General features: G+C 66.3%; 18 protein-coding genes and 1 pseudogene. 11 read left to right on the plus strand and 8 right to left on the minus strand.

The features are described 5' to 3' along the window. Nucleotides 1–93 precede the first annotated feature (93 nt). The 4 genes from AC52GN_RS00810 to AC52GN_RS00825 form a co-directional block, all read right to left on the minus strand. A complete protein-coding gene (locus AC52GN_RS00810) occupies nt 94–429 on the minus strand; it encodes a hypothetical protein (protein WP_343831706.1) in 336 nt (111 codons plus the stop codon). Nucleotides 430–519: 90 nt separating this feature from the next. Then, entirely contained in the window at nt 520–1,260 is a 741-nt protein-coding gene (locus tag AC52GN_RS00815; RefSeq protein ID WP_343831707.1) for an NYN domain-containing protein, read from the minus strand. A gap of 127 nt (nt 1,261–1,387) precedes the next feature. Continuing rightward, complete coding sequence (locus tag AC52GN_RS00820) at nt 1,388–4,240, minus strand: M16 family metallopeptidase (protein WP_496527873.1); 2,853 nt, start codon at nt 4,238–4,240, stop codon at nt 1,388–1,390. Nucleotides 4,241–4,279: 39 nt separating this feature from the next. Continuing rightward, complete coding sequence (locus tag AC52GN_RS00825) at nt 4,280–5,065, minus strand: hypothetical protein (protein WP_496527874.1); 786 nt, start codon at nt 5,063–5,065, stop codon at nt 4,280–4,282. A gap of 133 nt (nt 5,066–5,198) precedes the next feature. Between AC52GN_RS00825 and AC52GN_RS00830 the strand changes: the two genes are divergently transcribed. The 3 genes and pseudogenes from AC52GN_RS00830 (at nt 5,199) to AC52GN_RS00840 (ending at nt 7,692) form a co-directional block, all read left to right on the plus strand. Then, nucleotides 5,199–5,594: a very short patch repair endonuclease gene (locus AC52GN_RS00830; RefSeq protein ID WP_496527875.1), complete on the plus strand. Its 396-nt coding sequence runs from the start codon at nt 5,199–5,201 to the stop codon at nt 5,592–5,594. A 138-nt stretch (nt 5,595–5,732) separates the two neighbouring features. After that, nucleotides 5,733–6,757 (plus strand): annotated as a pseudogene (locus AC52GN_RS00835) (DNA cytosine methyltransferase). A gap of 53 nt (nt 6,758–6,810) precedes the next feature. Continuing rightward, nucleotides 6,811–7,692: a NaeI family type II restriction endonuclease gene (locus AC52GN_RS00840; RefSeq protein ID WP_496527876.1), complete on the plus strand. Its 882-nt coding sequence runs from the start codon at nt 6,811–6,813 to the stop codon at nt 7,690–7,692. Nucleotides 7,693–7,695: 3 nt separating this feature from the next. Here the strand turns inward: AC52GN_RS00840 and lepA are convergent, their stop codons facing one another. Beyond that, nucleotides 7,696–9,504, minus strand: coding sequence for a translation elongation factor 4 (gene lepA, locus AC52GN_RS00845; protein WP_291778800.1), 1,809 nt, complete (start codon nt 9,502–9,504; stop codon nt 7,696–7,698). A 206-nt stretch (nt 9,505–9,710) separates the two neighbouring features. Between lepA and AC52GN_RS00850 the strand changes: the two genes are divergently transcribed. From AC52GN_RS00850 to AC52GN_RS00865, 4 genes are all read left to right on the plus strand, one after another. Continuing rightward, nucleotides 9,711–10,559, plus strand: coding sequence for a hypothetical protein (locus AC52GN_RS00850; RefSeq protein WP_291778804.1), 849 nt, complete (start codon nt 9,711–9,713; stop codon nt 10,557–10,559). Between the two features lie 215 nt (nt 10,560–10,774). Continuing rightward, the gene (locus AC52GN_RS00855) at nt 10,775–11,020 is read left to right on the plus strand and encodes a hypothetical protein (RefSeq protein WP_496527877.1); all 246 of its coding nucleotides are present in this window, start codon (nt 10,775–10,777) and stop codon (nt 11,018–11,020) included. Continuing rightward, nucleotides 11,017–11,748: a C39 family peptidase gene (locus AC52GN_RS00860; RefSeq protein WP_343831716.1), complete on the plus strand. Its 732-nt coding sequence runs from the start codon at nt 11,017–11,019 to the stop codon at nt 11,746–11,748. Before AC52GN_RS00855 ends, AC52GN_RS00860 begins: the two co-directional genes overlap by 4 nt. 4 nt (nt 11,749–11,752) lie before the next feature. Beyond that, nucleotides 11,753–12,442, plus strand: a complete 690-nt coding sequence (locus AC52GN_RS00865; RefSeq protein WP_496527878.1) for a hypothetical protein — start codon at nt 11,753–11,755, stop codon at nt 12,440–12,442. Nucleotides 12,443–12,511: 69 nt separating this feature from the next. Here the strand turns inward: AC52GN_RS00865 and AC52GN_RS00870 are convergent, their stop codons facing one another. Together AC52GN_RS00870 and AC52GN_RS00875 are read right to left on the minus strand one after the other, a co-directional pair. Further along, nucleotides 12,512–13,861, minus strand: coding sequence for a transporter (locus AC52GN_RS00870; protein WP_496527879.1), 1,350 nt, complete (start codon nt 13,859–13,861; stop codon nt 12,512–12,514). Between the two features lie 29 nt (nt 13,862–13,890). Continuing rightward, on the minus strand, nt 13,891–14,646 hold the full coding sequence (locus AC52GN_RS00875; protein WP_291778820.1) for a Crp/Fnr family transcriptional regulator: 756 nt from the start codon (nt 14,644–14,646) through the stop codon (nt 13,891–13,893). 286 nt (nt 14,647–14,932) lie between these two features. Here AC52GN_RS00875 and AC52GN_RS00880 point away from each other — a divergent pair, with 286 nt between their 5' ends. Then, on the plus strand, nt 14,933–15,766 hold the full coding sequence (locus AC52GN_RS00880; RefSeq protein WP_496527880.1) for an IclR family transcriptional regulator: 834 nt from the start codon (nt 14,933–14,935) through the stop codon (nt 15,764–15,766). Here AC52GN_RS00880 and AC52GN_RS00885 read toward each other — a convergent pair. Continuing rightward, nucleotides 15,714–16,793 (minus strand): NAD(P)/FAD-dependent oxidoreductase, encoded by a 1,080-nt coding sequence (locus AC52GN_RS00885; RefSeq protein ID WP_496527881.1) that lies wholly within the window; start codon nt 16,791–16,793, stop codon nt 15,714–15,716. The genes AC52GN_RS00880 and AC52GN_RS00885 overlap by 53 nt on opposite strands. Nucleotides 16,794–17,021: 228 nt before the next feature. On the opposite strand from AC52GN_RS00885, the gene AC52GN_RS00890 reads away from it, so the two are divergent. The 3 genes from AC52GN_RS00890 to AC52GN_RS00900 are packed head-to-tail and all read left to right on the plus strand — an operon-like array spanning nt 17,022 to nt 19,074. Next, nucleotides 17,022–18,272, plus strand: a complete 1,251-nt coding sequence (locus AC52GN_RS00890) for an aromatic ring-hydroxylating dioxygenase subunit alpha (protein ID WP_291778830.1) — start codon at nt 17,022–17,024, stop codon at nt 18,270–18,272. A 2-nt stretch (nt 18,273–18,274) separates the two neighbouring features. Further along, nucleotides 18,275–18,748, plus strand: coding sequence for an aromatic-ring-hydroxylating dioxygenase subunit beta (locus AC52GN_RS00895; RefSeq protein WP_312218844.1), 474 nt, complete (start codon nt 18,275–18,277; stop codon nt 18,746–18,748). Next, nucleotides 18,745–19,074 carry a non-heme iron oxygenase ferredoxin subunit gene (locus tag AC52GN_RS00900; RefSeq protein WP_338577835.1) on the plus strand — a complete coding sequence of 110 codons (330 nt, stop codon included), beginning with the start codon at nt 18,745–18,747 and terminating at the stop codon, nt 19,072–19,074. Before AC52GN_RS00895 ends, AC52GN_RS00900 begins: the two co-directional genes overlap by 4 nt.

Below are 19,074 nucleotides of genomic sequence, written 5' to 3' on the forward strand. Positions count from 1 at the left end.
CACGGCGATTCCGGGGTGGAAACCTTATCGCCTGGCCGAGCGCTCCATCCGCGCCAGAAGCTCCCTGAACACGGGCGCCTTTCGGTTGGCGTGTCAGCCCACCGGCCGTCCGCCGGGAGAGCGGTCTGCGGGCCGTTCGCCCCAGCGCGACCCCTGCATTTCGCGCAACATATCCGTCGACATGCGTTCGCGTTGGCTGCTGTTGACGGGCACCTTGCGGCAGACGCGTTGCTGGATGACGCTGCCCATGGCGCGCTCCCAGTCGCAGACCGTTCGCGTCGGACCGTTCGTGACCGACGGCGGCCGCGCCGAAATGGCGCGTGTGGGCGAACTGGCGGTGATGGGGGCGCGACGTTCGGCGGCCTCTGCATCGTCGTTCTGCATCGGCGCGCCGCTGAGAACCAGTAGGGCGAGGGTCGAGATCAGCATGGCGAAAACTCCATGGGGAACATCAGACTGTCACCATGCGGGCAATCGAATGAAGTTACAACGTTGTTCTTTCAAAGGCTCCGCTTGTGATCAACGGGGCTTGAGCCGTACCCGCATGACGCCGCCGGGGCCGACCTCGACGTCGAAGCGGCCTGTGGCGCGGACCAGTTCGGACAGCTTGGCGTGGCCGTAGGTGCGCTGGTCGAAGTCGGGGTAGGTGTTGCGCAGGCGGTTGGCCACGCCGCCGATGTTGACCCAGCCGTCGCCGTCCTCGTCCATGTCGGTGATGGCGGCGGCGATCAGGGCGGCCGCTTCGGCGGGTTTGCGTTCGGCGGGGGGCGCGGCGTCGGCGTCAGCCTCGGCAGCGGCCCTGCCGGTCAGGTTCTCGGTGTAGATGAAGCGGGTGCAGGCCTGGCGGAAGCTCTCGGGCGTCTTGCGCTCGCCGAAGCCGTAGACCGGCACGCCCTGTTCGCGGATGCGCGCCGCGAGTCGGGTGAAGTCGCTGTCCGACGACACCAGGCAGAAGCCGTCGAACCGCCCCGAGTGCAGCAAATCCATCGCGTCGATGACCAGGGCGATGTCGCCTGAGTTCTTGCCCTTGGTGTTCTGGAAATTTTGCTGCCACTGGATCGCCCAGCGGGGCAGGACGTCGATCCAGCCGCGCAGCGCCGGGCTGGCCGCGTCGCCGTAGATACGCCGCGCCGAAGCCTCGCCCAGGGTCGCGATCTCGGTGAACAGAGCTTCGGCGATGCGGGCCGAGGCGTTCTCGCCGTCGATCAGCACGGCCAGGCGCGGGGCGCGGGCGGCGGGGTTGAAGGCGTCGGTCGGCATGAAGGCTCCGGCGAGGGGAGGAGAGGGGCGAAGGCTCGCCCCGGCCGCGCTCGGGGTCAACCGCAAAGGAAAACGGCCGACGGGTCGCCCCGCCGGCCGTCTCCATGTCCGGCCTGGTATGAAGCGCTTACTGCGCCGTCTTCGGCGCCTCGGCGGCGCGCACCTCGACCGGCAGGCCCAGGGCGTCCAGCTGCGGCTTGACCACGGCGGCGTCGCCGACCACCACCCAGACGAAGCGCGACGGCTGAATGGCGGCGCGGGCGGCGGCGTCCATCTGCTCGGCCGTCAGGGCGTTGATGCGGCCGGCCAGGGTCTCCTGATAGTCATCCGGTCGGCCGAACAGGGCGTTCGACCGCAGGGCGTTCAGCACCTGGAACGAGGTCTCATAGCTGCCCGACAGGGCGCGGGTGTCGCCCAGGACGGTGCGCTCGCGCTCCGCCGGGGTCACGCCGTCGGCGCCGAGGAAGCGTTCGTACTGGCCGATCAGGGCGGCGATCGACTCGCCCGTGCGGTCGGCCTGGACCGGGGCGTTGACGATGTAGGGGGCGCGGTTCTGCAGCTGACTGATCGTGCCGCGCACGCCGTAGGACCAGCCCTTGGTCTCGCGCAGATCGGCGTTGATGCGCGACAGGAAGTCCGTGCCCAGCACCGTATTGGCCGTGGTCAGGGTCAGGATGTCGTCCGTCCCCGACACCGGCAGCACCTGGCCGCCGTAGATCAGCGACTGCGGCGACTGCGGCCGGTCGATCAGCACCACCCGCGCCGAGGTCTGCGGCAGGGCGGCGTCGAAGCCCTTGACGCCCTTGGCCGTCGCCGGGGCGCGCCAGTTTCCGAAGGCGGCCTCCAGTTGCGGCCTCAGTTCCGCCAGCGGCAGGTCGGAGACGACGAACAGCCTGGCGTTGTCCGGGCGGACCCAGCGGGCGTGTTCGGCCGCCAGATCGTCGCGCGTCAGGCCGCGGATCACCGCCTCGTCGCCCGAACCGCCGAACGGGCGGCCGTAGGGGTGGCTCTCGCCGTAGATCAGCGGGGGCAGGGCGCGGCCGGCGATGGCGGCGGGCTGGGTCTTCTCATTGGCCAGGGCGGCCAGGCGCGTGGCGCGCAGGCGCTCGATCTCGGCCGGGGCGAAGGCCGGGTTGCGCACCACGTCCGACAGCAGGGCCAGCGACGGCTGCAGATTGGTCGTCACCGCCGACAGATTGGCCACGGTGCGGTCCATCGACGAGCCGACGGAGACGTTGGCGCCCAGGCGCTCCTGCGCTTCGGCCAGGGCCTTGGAATCGCGCGTCGTCGTGCCTTCCTGCATGACGTTGAGCATCAGGGTGTGGGCGCCTAGGCGGTCGGCGCGGTCGGCCGCGACCCCGGCGTCGAACTCCAGCGCCACGCGGGTCACCGGCACGGTGGTCGAGCGAGCGTAGACGATCTCGATGCCGTTCGACAGGGCGGCGCGCTCCACCGCCGGGAAGTCGACGTTGGAGACCTGGCCGATGGTCGGGGCGGCGTCGCGGGCCACGCGCTGGATCGGCTCGGCCGGAACCGGGGTCGCGCCCGAGGGGGCGGCGGCGGCCTCGGCGTAGGCTTCACGCTCGCCCGGCATGACGATCTGGCTGTAGACGGGGCGGCTCAGCCATTTCTGCAGGGCGGTCTGGACCTGGGCCGGGGTCACCGCCGCATAGGCCGCCAGCTCCTTCTTGTAGAAGTCGGGATCGTTCGAATACAGCTGCCCCTCGGCCAGGACCGAGGCCTTGCCGTTGGCGGTTTCCAGCCCCTGGATGCGCTGCGAGGCGTAGCGGGTGACGACGCGGTTGATCTCGTCCTGCGTCGGGCCGTTGGCGATCAGGTCGGCCAGCACCTCATCCATGCGCCGGGCCACGGCGTCCGCATCGGCGCCCGGCTTGACCATGGCGGAATAGCTGAACATGCCGACCCGCTGGAACACCTGATTGCCGGCCGAGACGCTGGAGGCCGTCTGCTCGTCGCGCACCAGCACATTGTCCAGGCGCGAGCTGGCCAGGCCGCCTAGCACCGAGGCGCCGACGCTCAGCGGCACGGAGTCCGGATCGCCCAGGCCGGGCACCACCCAGGTGCGGCTGATGCGGGTCTGGGCCACGCGGTCGTGCAGCACCTGCTCGACCGGCGCCGCCAGGGTCGGCACGGGGGCCGCCGCCGGGGTGTTGACCGGGCCGCGCGCGATGGCGCCGAAATACTTCTCGGTCAGTTCACGGGCCTTCGCCTCGTCGATGTCGCCCGACAGGACCAGGACGGCGTTGTTCGGGCCGTAGTTCTGGCGGAACCAGTCGCGCACCGTCTCCATGCTGGCGGCGTCCAAGTCTGCCATGGAGCCGATGGTCGAGTGGCGATAGGGGTGCCCCTCGGGGAACAGGGCTTCCAGCGTGGCGTAATAGGTCATGCCGTAGGGCTGATTGTCGCCCTGGCGCTTCTCGTTCTGGACAACGCCGCGCTGCAGATCCAGCACCTCCTGGCTGACCTGGCCCAGCAGATAGCCCATGCGGTCGGATTCCAGATACAGGGTGTAGTCCAGCGCCGGGGTCGGCATTGTCTGGAAATAGTTTGTGCGGTCGAACCAGGTCGTGCCGTTCAGGCTGGTCGCGCCCGCCGCATTCATCGTCTGGATGTGGCTGGAGGGCGAGTTCTCCGACCCGCCGAACATCAGGTGCTCGAACAGGTGGGCGAAGCCGGTCGAACCCTTGGGCTCGTCCTTCGATCCGACATTATACCAGACCGACACGGCGACGACGGGGGCCTTGCGGTCCTCGTGGACCAGGACGGTCAGGCCGTTGTCGAGCTGGAAGCGCTTCCACGAAATGTCGACGCGGGCGATCAGCTCCGACACCGGCGCCCCGCGCAGGGGCTCGGCCTGGGCGGCGGTCACGGTTGCGGCGGCGGCCGCAGGCGCGGCGATAACGGGCGTGCTCACGGCCAGAAGGGCGGCGAGCGCAACGGAAGAGGCGGCAAGGCGCATGATGTTTTCAGTCCCCAACGGATCATGTTGAGGCGGACCTTAACCGCGCTCGCCGCCGCTGCAACGCGACACATTGTTATATGAAGAATTCTTCATCTTCTTCGGCGCGCTCGGCCTGCGCTTGATCAGAGCGGGGTCCAGGCCCGCCGCCGCCTCCAGTTCGCGCACCCGATCCCGCAGCGTCTTGCGCTCTCGCATCAGGGCCAGCCATTCTTCCATGCCCGCCTCGCGCTGCGCGGCGTTGACCGCCCAATACTCCTGCTTGGCCGGATGCGGGTCCGCCTCGTCCCAGATCGCCAGTCGGCTGGAGGCGCACTGATCCTCGTTCAGCGCCAGCGCCTTGATCAGCTCCAGCGGAATGTCGTCCAGCGTCACCTCGCCGCGCGCCCGCGCCCGCTCGCCCCTTTGCGCCATCCGGCCATAGGCCTCGGCCAGTTGGGCCAGGGCCTTGGCCTCGTCCCACATCCGTCCCCGCATGGCTCGCGCCGAGGCCCGCATCGCCGTCTCGGCCAGAACCTCCGCCGTCTCATCCGCCTCCTCTTCGGAGGGGGCGAACAGAGCCTCGGCGCGAACCGCCTCGGCCGCCGCCCGTTCGGCCTGCATCCGCTCGCGCGCCTCGGCCTGTTCGCGCGCCCGCGCATCGCCCCAGTCGCGCTTGGTCGCGCCGTGGACGGTGATCCGCTTGCGCAGGGCGTGCTGCGACACCCGCCACCGCTCGCTCAGCTCCGGCACGGTCGCGCCGTTGCGATAGGCCTCCAGAATGATCTCCCACGTCGCCCGCGACAGGCGATAGTGCGCGGGCTTGGCGTCCAGGGTCTCCTCCATGCGCGCAAGGATAGGCCCGGCGCCGACCCAGGCGGGCTGCGGCGGCGGAAAACAGGCCGCTCCGATGAAATGAAAGCGTCAATTACGACAGATTGCGATCGCTGCGGGCGACTGGGCCGTTATACTCAGGCTCATGCAGCCTCTGAACGCCCGCACCACGTCGGCAATGTCTAAGGTCCGACAAGTGCGAACGACGCCTGAAGAGCGCGTCGCAAAGGTTCTTCGTGAACTGGGCAAGGCCTATCGGCGAAATGTCCGTAACTTGCCGGGGAAACCGGACTTCGCCAACCGCTCAAAGGGTTGGATCGTGCAGGTTCATGGGTGCTTCTGGCATCATCATGACTGCAAGCGAGGAACGGTGCCGGTCAACAATCGGGAGGAGTGGTTGGTTAAGTTCGCGGCGAACCGAGTGCGGGATCAACGCGTCGAGGCTGACTTGCGCGGTATGGGCTTTGAGGTGGTCACGGTCTGGGAGTGCGAGACCCGCCATCACGCCGCTCTTGTAGAGAGATTGGTCAACCTCAGATAAGGGCTTCATCCGAGCCTAACCCTTGGATGGTATGCTGTTGACACGCGAATCGTGTTCGCGTTTTGTTTGCGTGTATTTAAGGAGGGCGAAGCCGCCATGACATTGCGCCTGATTGACCTTTTCAGCGGCGCCGGCGGCATGAGCTTGGGCTTCTACGACGAGCTGTTTTGCGGCGGGTTCACCCCGGTGCTGGCGATCGACAATGACGCCGCCGCCGTCAAAACTCACGAGCTCAACTTCCCAGGCGAGGCCGTTAAAGCCAATATCGAGGAATGGCTTCTCCAGAATGAAGTGCCGCCGGCCGACGTGGTGATCGGAGGCCCCCCTGCCAAGGCTTCAGCTTGCTGAACAAGAAGCGCGACGGCGACGCTCGTCGCGCCTTGTGGGAGCCCTTCATCGAAATCGCCGAGCGTTCGGGCGCGCGCGTCTTCGTGATGGAGAATGTGGCGGAACTCTACCGCTCGCCCGAGCGCACTCTAATTGAGAAGAAGGCGCGTCAACACGGCTTTCAGACACAGGCCGCCATTTTGAACGCCGCGGATTACGGCGCGCCGCAAACGCGCAAGCGCACGATCATCCTGGGCTGGCGGGATGCGAACAATCTCCCGAATTTTCCGCCCTTGCCGACGCACGCCGACCCTAAACTGAAGAGTAATCTACCGCGTTGGAGGACGGTCCGCGACGTTATCGGAGATCTTCCCACGGACCCGTTCGGCACGGAAATCGGCGAGGCTAAGACCTTCGACTTGCACTTCGGGCGCAATCCTACGGAAAAAAGCATGCAGCGTTATCGGGCGGTGCCGCCCGGCGGCAATCGTTTCGATCTGCAATCCAATCGCCCGGACATCACTCCCAACTGCTGGATTAGGAAGACCAGTGGGGGAACAGATCTGTTCGGCCGACTGTGGTGGGACCGCCCTTCAGTCACGATCCGCACGGAATTCTATAAGCCTGAGAAGGGGCGGTATCTCCATCCCGAGGCCCATCGCCCGATCACTCACCGTGAAGCCGCGCGCCTCATGGGCTTTCCGGACGAGTTCAAATTCTCCGGTACGAAGGTAGAGGTGGCCCGCCAAATCGGCAACGCCGTGCCGCCGAACTTGGCGGGCGCGCTCGCTGCAACTGTGCTGACGGCGCTTACCGACCGTTCAGTGGCTGCATAGTCGGCATCCGAACGGGAAGCGTTTCGTAACCAATCTGCAGTCCAGATGGCGGCATGCGAAAAGTGCCTCCATCCTTAGTTTTGCCGGGCCACCCCGACCATGTCTTTCTTGACCGGTTGGCGAGAGAGATCGCCGGGCGTCTCGGCACACGGCCTGCAGACGCCTTCGTAGGTGCGGTGATCGAAGCGATTGAGTTTGTTCTCGATCCCATACGGACCGGTCGCACGACACTTTCAGAACTCGATAATGTCGAAAAGACATTCATCGGCTTGAAAATCGAGCACTTCGTCCGAGATCTGCTCGATGCGCCTAAAGGCGTTCGTGACCTCACGCTCTTGGATCACGATGTGGATATAAAGAATACGGTCAGCCGATCGTGGAGTTGGATGATCCCGCCGGAAACCTATCGCGATGAGGAGCCTGTCATTCTGCTCGCAGCCGACGAAGACGAGCGCAAATCTTGGATGGGTTTGATGGTGGCGCGCGAAGCGTACCTCGGTGCGCCTAATCGGGACGGCAAACGCGGGGTGCTTTCCTCAGCTTACGCCAACATCCTCTGGCTGGCATCGGGTGTCGCCTGGCCGCCCAATCGCTGGGCGGGCCTCGATATGAAGCGCTTTCGCGAACTCCGTCAGATAAAGATCGGGAGACGGCGAGCCGCGATGTTCTTTCTCGAAAATGATCGGCGGATCACACACCGGACCGTTCTGGCGGCGCTGCTCTTCGACCAAAAGGACCCGATGAAGCGACTCCGGGCGAACGGCGGCGCGCCCGATGTTCTGCGACCGCTGGGAGTTGCGCTGTTGTCAGGGCGTTATGATGCGCCACTGGCCCGAAAACTCGGTTTTCAGCTGGCGACCGACGATTTCGTCGCTGTGAAGCCCAGGTCGGACGAGGGATTGAATCTTCTTCGTAATGCCGGAGATTTGGACTGATCCTCAGTCCTCATCCATCTTCAGGGCTGCGATAAACGCTTCCTGCGGGATCTCCACCTTGCCGAACTGACGCATGCGCTTCTTGCCGGCCTTCTGCTTCTCCAGCAGCTTCTTCTTGCGGGTGGCGTCGCCGCCGTAGCACTTGGACGTCACGTCCTTGCGCAGGGCGCGCACCGTCTCGCGGGCGATGATCTTGCCGCCGATGGCCGCCTGGATCGGGATGGTGAACATGTGGGGCGGGATCAGCTCCTTCATCTTCTCCACCATGCCGCGGCCGCGCGTCTCGGCGCGGGCGCGGTGGACCAGCATGGACAGGGCGTCTACGGGCTCGGCGTTGACCAGGATCGACATCTTCACCAGGTCGCCGACCTTGTAGTCGGTGATCTCATAGTCGAACGAGGCGTAGCCCTTCGAGATCGACTTCAGCCGGTCGTAGAAGTCGAACACCACTTCGTTCAGCGGCAGCTCATAGACCACCAGGGCGCGCGCGCCGACATAGGACAGCTCGATCTGGTTACCGCGGCGGTCCTGGCACAGCTTGATCACGCCGCCGAGGTATTCGTCGGGGGTCAGGATGGTGGCCTTGATCCACGGTTCGCTGATCGTCTCGATCTGCATGACGTCCGGCAGGTCGGCCGGGTTGTGCAGGTCCATCTCGGTGCCGTCGCGCAGGCCGATCTTGTAGACGACCGAGGGCGCCGTCGCGATCAGGTCGAGGTTGAACTCGCGGCTCAGGCGCTCCTGGATGATCTCCAGGTGCAGCAGGCCCAGGAAGCCGCAGCGGAAGCCGAAGCCCAGGGCGGCCGAGGATTCCATCTCATAGGTGAAGCTGGCGTCGTTCAGGCGCAGCTTGCCGATGGCGGCGCGCAGGTCCTCGAAATCGGCGGCGTCGACCGGGAACAGGCCGCAGAAGACCACCGACTGGACTTCCTTAAAGCCCTTCAGCGGTTCGGCCGTGGGTTTCTTCTCATCGGTGATGGTGTCGCCGACGGCGGCGTGGGCGACTTCCTTGATCTGGGCGGTGATGAAGCCGACCTCGCCGGGGCCGAGCTGCTCGACCGGGGTGTTCTTGGGCAGGAAGACGCCGACGCGATCGACCAGATGGGTCGAGCCGGTCTGCATCATCTTGACCCGCATCCCGGCCTTCAGCACGCCGTCGAACACGCGCACCAGCAGCACCACGCCCAGGTAGGGGTCGTACCAGGCGTCGACCAGCATGGCCTTCAGCGGGGCGTTGATGTCGCCCTTGGGCGCCGGCAGGCGGGCGACGATGCCTTCCAGCACGTCCTCAATGCCTAGGCCCGACTTGGCCGAGCATTCGATGGCGTCCGAGGCGTCCAGGCCGATGACGTCTTCGATCTGGGCCTTGACCCGCTCCGGCTCGGCGGCCGGCAGGTCGATCTTGTTCAGGACCGGGACGATCTCGTGGTTGTTGTCGATCGCCTGATAGACGTTGGCCAGGGTCTGGGCCTCGACGCCCTGCGAGGCGTCCACCACCAGGATCGAGCCTTCGCACGCGGCCAGCGAACGCGACACCTCATAGGCGAAGTCGACGTGGCCCGGCGTGTCCATCAGGTTCAGGACGTAGGTCTCGCCGTCCTTGGCCTTGTAGTTCAGGCGCACGGTCTGCGCTTTGATGGTGATGCCGCGCTCCTTCTCGATGTCCATGTTATCAAGGACCTGTTCCGACATTTCGCGCGCGGTCAGGCCGCCCGTGAACTGGATCAGGCGGTCCGACAGGGTCGACTTGCCGTGGTCGATGTGGGCGACCACCGAGAAGTTGCGGATGCGTTCGATAGGGGGCGTCGTCATGGTTCGGCGCGCGTAGCACGGCTGGAGAGATTGCGCCACGTCAGCCGTATGGCGGCCTCTGGGCGAATAATGACGCCGTCGCCCGAAAAAAGTCACGACTTCGCCAACTTTATTCCGGGTGACGTTTTGATCAAATGAAAGGCCGTTCTGCGCCGTAGGCCGGACTTGCCACTCCATTTGATCGAATTTCCGCCCGCCTGACGGTCGTGCTGCAAGAATTCTCTAGAAAAATCAGAGGTTCTCTTCAGGGGAACGACGGCTGTCATCCGACGATTTGGGCCTTCGGAGGTGGAGGAGCCTCCTTTGAAACCCTTTTGATTGGAGGCAAAGAAATGCGTGCCAAATTGATGACGTCCGCTGCGGTCCTGGCCGGAGCCCTCGCCTTTGCGGGCATGGCTCAAGCCCAGTCCTCGAGCGGACCGAACGGTCCGGTCGGCGGCAACACCGATGCGGACGGCTCCTACAACAGCGGCGGCAACAGCACGGATGTGGATCTGGGCGTCGCGGACTCGTTCAATACCGATAATTCCACTGACCTCGATGTCGGCATTTCGGATTCGCTGAACGATAATTCGGATAATTCCACCAACACCAACCTGGAGTTGGGCGTTTCGGATTCGTTCAACGACAATTCGGATAACTCGACCAATACCGAGGTCGGCATCTCCGACTCGTTCAACACCGACGCCTCGACGAATACCGACAACTCGGTGAACACCAACCTGGAGTTGGGGGTCTCTGATTCCTTCAACGACAATTCGGTGAATGACTCGGGCAACGACAACTCCACCAACATCGGCAACATCCGCGTCTCCCTGAACATGCAGGAACTCAGCGCCAACGTCAGCGACCTGAGCTTCGACATGTCGGAAGACGGCCAAGGCCCGCAAAACGGCCGGATCCGCACGGGCGACATCAACCAGAGCGGCGGCGCCTTTGCAGGCTTCGCCGGCATCCAGACGGTGAGCAACAACACCGGTCTGGCCTCGGTTGGTCAGGCGGCCACGGCGATCAGCGCCAACGCCAACGTCACCTTCGGCGGCGGCGGCAACTAGGCCTTCGTTTTCGGCGGCCGGTTCTCCGGCCGCCGAACTTCTTCCTGGGAGGGAACCATGCTCAGCCTTCTGTCGACCCTGGCGCTGCTGGGGGCGGCCGATCCGAATTCGGCCTCTCCGCCGTCGCCCCCTCCGCCCTGATCATCATCGCGCCGACCCAGGCCGACTCCTCGGCTGTCGCTGCGGGCGCTCCGCGTTCGCTGGCGGTTGAGGAATTGGACGCCCTGCACGGCCGCCAAGGCGCGCCATCCGTCCTCATCGCCAGCGACCAGCTGCTGCAGGCGACGAACAGCGGAAACAGCGTCAACGCCAATACGGTCACGACCGGCGCCATGCGCATCGACGCCAACGCCTTTTCCGGCTTCAACGGCATCGGCAACTTCGTCATGAACAGCGGCAACAACAACAACCTGCAAGGCGCGATCACGATCAATATCGTGACGACGGCTCCGAACCCGTGACACGCTGGACCGCCCGGTTTCCGCCCGGCCTGGGGCTGGCTGTCGGGGTCAGCGTCGCGGTCCTGTCCGCGCCCTCGGCTCAGGCTGAGATTCTGCTGAACAACGGCCCGGCTGCAGGGCGGCTGAAGGTGGTCAGCTATCGCGACCTGCCGTTCCGCACAGTGGTGCGTCAGCAGTATGATTTCAGCTGCGGTTCGGCCGCCCTGGCCACACTGTTGCGGCACCACTACGGACGTGATGTCGGCGAGGCTCAGATTTTCCGCGCCATGTTCGCCGACGGCGATCAGGAGACCATTCGCCGCGTCGGCTTCTCCCTGCTGGACATGAAGCGGTATCTGGATGCGCGGGGCTATCCCGCCGACGGCTTCCGGCTGAGCCTGGATGAGCTGATCGAGATGAACGCCCCGGCGATCGTGATGATCGACACCGCCGGCTACAAGCACTTCGTCGTCTTCAAGGGCGACGACGCGGGGCGCGTCCTGGTCGGCGATCCGGCCCTGGGGCTGAAGATCTATTCGCGCGACCAGTTCACCGACATGTGGAACGGGGTCGCCTTCGTCGTCCGTCAGCCGGCGGACACCTTCAACGACGCCGAGGAATGGCGCGTGTGGAACCGGTCGCGGCCGGGTCAGGCGCTGCAACCCATGTCCCTGGCGGAACTGACGCGGGAGTTGCCGCCGCTCTATCAGGTGACGACGCGGTTCTCCCTCGATCCCTATCTGAGGTGACGCCATGCGACGCGCGCGATCCAGCCTCCTTATGATCATCAGCCTGGCGGCGCCGATCTGCGTTGCGGCGCCGGCCGGCGCCCAGTCCGCCGCCTTCGCCGCCGAACTTGCGGGCGGTCCCCTGTCGGAGCCTTCGGGCGCGCCGCTGCAAGCGTCGGCGCCGCCGGCGCTGACCGTGACGGTCTCTGACGGTCCCCGGATGATGACGGACGCCGACATGGCCGAGGCGCGCGGGGGCTTCATGACGGTGGCGGGCTTCACCTTCGGCTTCGGCGTCGTGGTGCGCTCCTACGTCAATGATCAACTGGCCCTGCAGACCCAACTGACCTGGACGCCGACCGGCGCCATGACCGAACAGGTTCAGCACAACGTCCCCGGCGTCTCCGACCTGGCGGGCGCCATGGCCGGCCTGATGGCGGGCGGCGTTGATCTTCGCGGACTGAACAACGTCGGCGGCGTGGCGGTGATCGACGGGAACGGCGCCACGGCCATCCTGCACAACATCACGACCAGCCAGTTGCAGAACCTCATCATCAACAATGCCGACAACCGCGACATCCGTCAGGATATGGAGTTGAATCTCGTGCTGCCCGACCTGGGGATGATCCAGACCAACAGTCAGCGACACAACTACGGCTCCAACATCGCCAGCGACATCGACTGGGCGGGTCTTCGGAGCCTGGGCGGCTTCTAGGTCGGCTGGCGTTTCAGGCCCAAGCAGGCCAAGCTAGGGAAGGGGCCGCCGCGGCGGCCCTTCTTCATGTCAGAACACGATCGGCAGCCGCAGGATGAAGCGCATGTCCGGCGCATCCTCGGTCACGCCGAACTCGAAATTGCCGTTCAGGCTGTATCGGTCGTTGATCAGATAGGACATGCCGAACTGAAGGGCTCCGACCTGCAGTTCGTCAGACTTTTCCGTGATGTCGTTCAACTGGCTCGACGTTGGGCGGATGTAGTTGTGCTTATAGCCCAGCGAGAAGGAGAAGCGAGGGTTCAGCGAGAAGCCGAAACCGATCGCCAGGCCGATCGCGTCGCCCGGATCGACCTTGCCGATGTGGATTTCGCCTTCTGTCTTGTCGATGTCGCGCGGCAGGTGGGCGAAGTAGCTCAGGCTGCCGAAGATGACCGCCGGGTCGCTGGGATAGAGGAAGCTGATGCTGGGCTCGACGCCCCAGAAGCCGGAGCCGGTCGCCAGGCGCGTGGCGATGCCGAACTCGTCGCGATCGATGTCGAAGGGGCCTTCGCCGGTGTCGCTCTTGACCCGCAGGCCGGCGATGAAGATGGGGCGGCCGCGCTCGCCGCCGTTGATCTGATAGCGGACGGCGGCCTCGACGTCGCCGACGCCGTCGCCGCTCAGGTCGATGGTGCGGGTCACCGCCTCGTCGCGCTGCTGCACGGTGGTGATGGTGTCGTTGCGCCAGACGTAGGGGGCGCGGATCTCGGCCTCCAGTCGGGGGGCGATGCCGTATTTCGCCGCCAGGGTGACGACGCCGGTGTCCCGGTCGGCCTCATTGGCCTCGATCACGCCGATCTGCACGCCGGGCACGATCTCAATGCCGCGGAACACCAGGCGATTGGCGCTGGAGCGCGTGTACTCGGTCGACAGGTCCACCGTCAGCTTGCCCGGCTGGCTCAGCACGGCGATGCCCTCGGGGATGGCGGCCAACTGTTCGCGCCGCACCTCGGGCGCGGGCGGCGGCGGCCCCTCGGTCGGGGGCAGGGTCGGCTGAGCCGGTCCGTTGGGCGCGATGGTGCTGGCGACCTGCTGGCCGGCGCGCAACTGGTCGAGCGTGCGATCGGCGAAGATCGCCCGGCCTGAGGCGTCGGTCTGCACCTGCCAGCGGGAATCGACGGCTGGCGGAGGGACGGCGGCGCGTTCGGCCAACAGGGCTTCCTGCGCCTCTATCCGACGTTGCTGTTCGACGACCAGGGCCTCCAGCCGCGCGACCCGGGCCGCAAGGTCCTCGTCCTGGGCGAGGGCGGCGCCGGGCGCCAACAAGGCCGCCATGGCCGCCGAAACGCCGATCATCCGCAGGGCGGAGCCGGCGCGTCCCGGCGGGCGATGGGGGAAGAGAGGCGGGCGGGGCCGAGACGGTTGTCGATAAAGGCTCATGACGCTCGCTCTCTCTTTTCGCTTCGGTTTCAGTGAAGGGCGTGTTCGTCGACGCCATAGTCGCTGGCGGCGCGCAGATAGGCTTCGTCCAGCAGGGTCACCCAGCCGCTTTGCATGGCGATCAACCGCTGGCGTCGCATCTGTCCCAGGGTGCGGCTGACATGGACCAGGCTCAGCCCCAGGGCGTCGGCCAGGGTCTCCTGGGTCAAGGGCAGATGCAGACGGTCGCTGGTGCACAGGCCGGCGCGTTGCAGCCGATCACGCAGTTCCAGCAGCAGGTGAGCCAGGCGGGCCTGGGCCGACTGCCGGCCCAGGCGCACCACATGATTCAGCAGGCAGGCTTCCTCGTAGCGGCGAGAGGTCGCCAGGGCCCGACGCAGCCGGTCGTGACGCGGGTCCTGCAAAGCGAGAATTTCGCGCAGCATCAGGGCGTCGACATATTCGACCCGCGTCAGGGCGATGACGGTCGTCTCGTCCAGTGGCCGCGGATGAAGGCTCAGCCCCATGGAGTCGCCGGGCAGCAGGAAGCCGAAGATCTGACGCTGGCCGTCGGCCAGGATGCGCTGCCGACAGGCCCAACCGCTCAGAATCAGGCGAGGCGAGGCGGCCCGCCCGTCCGGATCGAAGGCCTGACCCGCAGGAACGACTTCCTGAAAGACGCAGAGGCGCCGCACCAGGGCGCGCTCTTCATCGCTCAGCCGGTTGATGGAGGTGAGGTTGCGCAGCGCCGCCAGGTCGCCTGGCGTGGACGCCGAACGGCGCACGCTGACCGCGCGCGTCACCATGCCCTTACGGGCAGGCGCGACCGACCCCCTCCGGCGGTCCGGCTTGCGTCCCTCTCCCACACCATCTCAGGCGTTCCTCCGGGACGGGAAACGGCGACCGCACGACGGTCGTTCCTGCCAAGGCGCAAAAACGTTGATTTTAAGTTAATTTTAAGGAGGCAGCTTCGCGCATCGGCCGGACCGGCCGGATATGACCGGCTGCGATCAGCCCTTCCCTTGTCAGTGAGCGGCTGACTCCGCATGAGAGAGAAGGGCCGAAGGCGAGCCGGCATGAGGGGGTGGTTGAATGGTGGAAACGACGGATCGGCGACAGGGCATACAGTCGGTGGGCATCGGCCTGCGCGTGCTGGACGTGCTGGCGTCGCTGGACGGGGCGGCGGCCCTGGGCGCGATCGCCCAGGCGTCGGATCTGTCGGCGTCGCAGGCGCACCGCTATCTGGCCAGTCTGATCGCGGCGGGCATGGCGCGGCAGGACGCCGCGACGGGACGTTATGAACTGGGGCCGGGCGCCTTGCGGTTGGGGCTGGCGGCCCTGTCGCGCATGGATGTCTTCCGCGAGGCCGCCATCGCCATCGGCGACTATGTGCGCGAGACAGGCCGCACGGTGCAGATGGCCGCCCTGGGGCCGTCAGGCCCCATCGTGGTGCGCTGGATCATGGGCACGCCGCCGATCTCGACCTCGCTGACCGTCGGCGCTCCGCTGCCGCTGCTGAGTTCGGCGACGGGCCATGTCTTCCTGGCCTTCAGGCCCGAGAACCAGACTCGGGCCATGGTCGAGCGCGAGACCCAGCCGCAGTTCCAGCCCATCGACGTTGAAGCCCTGCGCGCGCGGGTCCGCCGCGACGGCTATTCCGCGATCTCGCGGGGACCTGATCCCCGGTCTGCGCGCCACCGCCGTGCCGATCTTCGACCTGCAGGGCGAGGCGGTCTTCACCGCCACGGTGCTGGCCACCGATCTGTTCAAGCCGGAGAACGACGATCAGGCGCGCGATCGTCTGATCGAGGTGTGCGACCAGATCACCGCCGCGACCGGCGGCATACGTCCCCAGGTCTGACGCGAGCGCGCTTCAGACGGCCTTACGCAGGTCGACGGACGGATCGGATGCGATTTCGGGCTTGAGAGTCTTGCCGATCAGGCGGCGGGCGGCGGCGAAATCGCGCGGCCGGTCCAGGCAGACGGCGCCGACCAGAGCGCCCTGACGCAGGTAAAGCCGCACGCCTTCCCCACGCTCCACAACGGCGTCTGCGGCGGACGGGTCTCCGAGAATCTGCAGGTTATGCCCGCACTGGTCGGTCCAGAACCAGGGCGTCGGTTCGGGCTCGGACGGCAGGCCGAGGATCGCCAGCGCCGCCTTGCGGGCCGAGGTCTGAGCGTGAGCCCAAGTCTCCATGCGCCGCGCCGCGCCGTCCTTCAGCCGCGCCGCCACGTCGCCGATGGCGAAGACGCGCGGATCGCCCGGCGAGCGATAGTCGTCGTCCGTCAGCACGCCGCCGTCGATCGACAGGCCGGACGCTTCCGCCAGTTCGACGCAGGGGATGATGCCGATCCCGACGACGACCAGGTCGACGTTCAGCGTCTCTCCGCCATCCAGCGTCGCCGTGACGCCGCCGTCGGGCGTGTCGTCCAGGCCGGTCAGCGAACGGCCCAGGCGGACGTCGACGCCGATGCGCGCGTGAGCATCGGCCAGCCACTGGGCCGCCTCGGCCGGAATGTTGCGCCCCAGAAGCCGCTCGCCCGCTTCGATCACCACGGCGGACAGGCCCATGCCTTGCAGGGTCGAAGCCGCTTCCAGACCGATGACGCCCCCGCCGACGATCAGGGCGCGCGCGCCGGGCCGAGCGCGCGCGGCCAGGGCGCGCGCATCGTCCGTGGTCCGCAGATAATGGACGGCGGGATGGTGGGGCAGGGGCAGGCGCCGCACCCGTCCGCCGGTCGCCAGGATCAGGGCGTCGAACGGCTCGGTCGATCCGTCGGCCAGGCGGACTTCGCCTTTTTCGCGGTCGATCGCGACGGCGGGACTGGCGGTTTTCAGGACGGCGTTCAGAGCGCTCCAGCGTTCCGCCGGCGCCAGCCAGACGGGTTCGGGTTCGGCTCCGCTCAGGAATCCCTTCGACAGGCTTGGACGTTCGTAGGGGGTGCGGCTCATCGCCGATGAGGGTCAGGCTCCCAGAAAAACCCAACTCTCTCAAGGTGATGGCGGCCATTCCGCCAGCGTGGCCGGCGCCGACGACAACGATGCGCTCCGTCATTTGTGATCTCCTCATGTCATTGCACTACATGCAACGCATTTGACATAGATCAAAAACCACGACACCAAGGCGGTCAACGGCGACGTGAGATCGCCGCTTCGAATTGTCAGTTCGGGAGCTTTTCAGTGACCATCGCCATGCGCCCTCCAGAGGGCCGTCAAGCGCGCGCCTGGCCGGCCGATGTCGACGCCGCGGTGCCCTACTGGGTCTATACGGACCCGGAAATCTACGCCGAGGAGCTGCAGAAGATCTGGTACGGCCCCCACTGGCTGTACGTCGGCCTGGAATGTGAAATCCCCGATGTCGGCGACTGGAAGACCACGACCCTGGGCGAGAAACCCTGCGTCATGGTCCGCTCGGGCGAGGACGAGATTTCGGTCGTCGAGAATCGCTGCGCCCACAAGGGGGTCAAGTTCTGCCAGTCGCGCTTCGGCCACTCCAAGGAGCTGATCTGCCCCTATCACCAGTGGTCCTACGCCCTGAACGGCGACCTGCAGGGCGTGCCTTTCCGCCGGGGCGTGAAGCGCCAGGGCGGGATGCCCGCCGACTTCGACCTGAAGCAGAACGGCCTGACCAAGCTGCGGGTCGAGGTGGTCAACGGCGTGGTCTGGGCCACCTTCTCGGACGAGACGCCGCCGTTCCGCGACTACCTCGGCGACAAGTTCTGGAAGCACTACACCCGCGTCTATGACGGCCGGAAGCTGCAGGTGCTGGGCTACAACCGCCAGCACATTCCCGCCAACTGGAAGCAGATGCAGGAGAACATCAAGGACCCGTATCACGCCGGGCTCCTGCATGTGTTCTTCGCCACCTTCGGCCTGTTCCGCGCCGACCAGAAGTCGGCCGTCGATATCGACGACGAGGGCCGCCACGGCATCCTGATCTCGCGCAAGGGCGAGCAGGAAAAGACCGAGGACATGGCGGACATCCGCAACTTCCAGGGCGACCTGGTGCTGGAGGACCCGCGCGTCATGGACGTGGTGCAGGAGTTCCCCGGCGAGGAGACCGTCGGGATGATCACGATCTTCCCCAGCGTCATCCTGCAGCAGCAGGTCAACAGCCTGACCACGCGCCAGATCGTGCCCAAGGGGCCGGGCGGGTTCGACTTCCACTGGACCCACTGGTGCTACGCCGACGACACCGACGAGATGAAGCTGCGGCGCACGCGCCAGGCCAATCTGTTCGGACCGGCGGGCTTCGTCTCGGCCGACGACGGCGAGGTTCTGGAGATGACCCAGCAGGGGGCCATGGGCTCGCCTGACGCCAACATGATCCTGCAGATGGGCGGCCGCGAGATCGCCCCGACCGACCACCAGGTCACGGAGACCGCCGTGCGCGGCATGTGGCGTTACTGGCGCAAGGTGATGGGGCTGTGAGCATGAGCCAGACCATCACCCGCGACGAGGTCCGCGACCTTTACGACGCCTATTATGCGACGCTTGACGATGTCGATCTGCACGCCTGGCCCGAGTATTTCACCGAGGACTGCCTCTATCGCGTGATCCCGCGCGAGAACCATGAGGCGGGCTACACCCTGTGCACCATGCAGGCCGAGAGCCGCGGCATGCTGAAGGACCGGGTGACGGGACTGACGCGGACGCAGATGTACGCCCCGCGCTACTATCGCCGCTTTCCCACCGCGCCGCGCATCGTCGAGCAGGACGAACAGGGCGTGCGCGTCCGCCACAACCTGCTGGTGGTGCAGACGCTGATCGACAAGCCCTCGGACATCGTGCTGTCGGCCGTCTGCCATGACCGCATCGTCCGCGACGGCGACCGGCTGCGCTTCGTCGAGCGCATCGTCGTCTTCGATTCCGAAATGATCCCGAACAGTCTGGTGTATCCCGCATGACCGATGTCGCGACCCTGTCGTGGACGGCCGCCCTGCCGCCCTCGGCTCTGGATGAACACGGCGTGGCCAAGGCCGTCGTCAACGGCCTGAGCGTCGCCCTCTATGTCGTCGACGGCGAGTATTTCGCCACCGCCGACCTGTGCACCCACGGCCAGGCCAGCCTCTCCGACGGCTATCTGGACGGCGAGCTGATCGAGTGCCCGCTGCATCAGGGCACCTTCAATGTGAAGACCGGCGCGGCCGTGGACGCGCCCTGCTCGGTCGCCGTGCGCACCTTCCCGGTGAAGCTCGAAGACGGCGTCCTGCACGTCGGCATGGAGGCCTGA

This window comes from Brevundimonas sp. SS2672, assembly GCF_059579685.1.

Bases quoted from the DNA above. Each gene is read 5' to 3' on its own strand.
- AC52GN_RS00810 (WP_343831706.1), bottom strand. From the start codon at position 429: ATGCTGATCTCGACCCTCGCCCTACTGGTTCTCAGCGGCGCGCCGATG.
- AC52GN_RS00815 (WP_343831707.1), bottom strand. From the start codon at position 1,260: ATGCCGACCGACGCCTTCAACCCCGCCGCCCGCGCCCCGCGCCTGGCC.
- AC52GN_RS00820 (WP_496527873.1), bottom strand. From the start codon at position 4,240: ATGCGCCTTGCCGCCTCTTCCGTTGCGCTCGCCGCCCTTCTGGCCGTG.
- AC52GN_RS00825 (WP_496527874.1), bottom strand. From the start codon at position 5,065: ATGGAGGAGACCCTGGACGCCAAGCCCGCGCACTATCGCCTGTCGCGG.
- AC52GN_RS00830 (WP_496527875.1), top strand. From the start codon at position 5,199: ATGCAGCCTCTGAACGCCCGCACCACGTCGGCAATGTCTAAGGTCCGA.
- AC52GN_RS00840 (WP_496527876.1), top strand. From the start codon at position 6,811: ATGCGAAAAGTGCCTCCATCCTTAGTTTTGCCGGGCCACCCCGACCAT.
- lepA (WP_291778800.1), bottom strand. From the start codon at position 9,504: ATGACGACGCCCCCTATCGAACGCATCCGCAACTTCTCGGTGGTCGCC.
- AC52GN_RS00865 (WP_496527878.1), top strand. From the start codon at position 11,753: ATGCGACGCGCGCGATCCAGCCTCCTTATGATCATCAGCCTGGCGGCG.
- AC52GN_RS00870 (WP_496527879.1), bottom strand. From the start codon at position 13,861: ATGAGCCTTTATCGACAACCGTCTCGGCCCCGCCCGCCTCTCTTCCCC.
- AC52GN_RS00875 (WP_291778820.1), bottom strand. From the start codon at position 14,646: ATGGTGACGCGCGCGGTCAGCGTGCGCCGTTCGGCGTCCACGCCAGGC.
- AC52GN_RS00880 (WP_496527880.1), top strand. From the start codon at position 14,933: ATGGTGGAAACGACGGATCGGCGACAGGGCATACAGTCGGTGGGCATC.
- AC52GN_RS00885 (WP_496527881.1), bottom strand. From the start codon at position 16,793: ATGAGCCGCACCCCCTACGAACGTCCAAGCCTGTCGAAGGGATTCCTG.
- AC52GN_RS00895 (WP_312218844.1), top strand. From the start codon at position 18,275: ATGAGCCAGACCATCACCCGCGACGAGGTCCGCGACCTTTACGACGCC.
- AC52GN_RS00900 (WP_338577835.1), top strand. From the start codon at position 18,745: ATGACCGATGTCGCGACCCTGTCGTGGACGGCCGCCCTGCCGCCCTCG.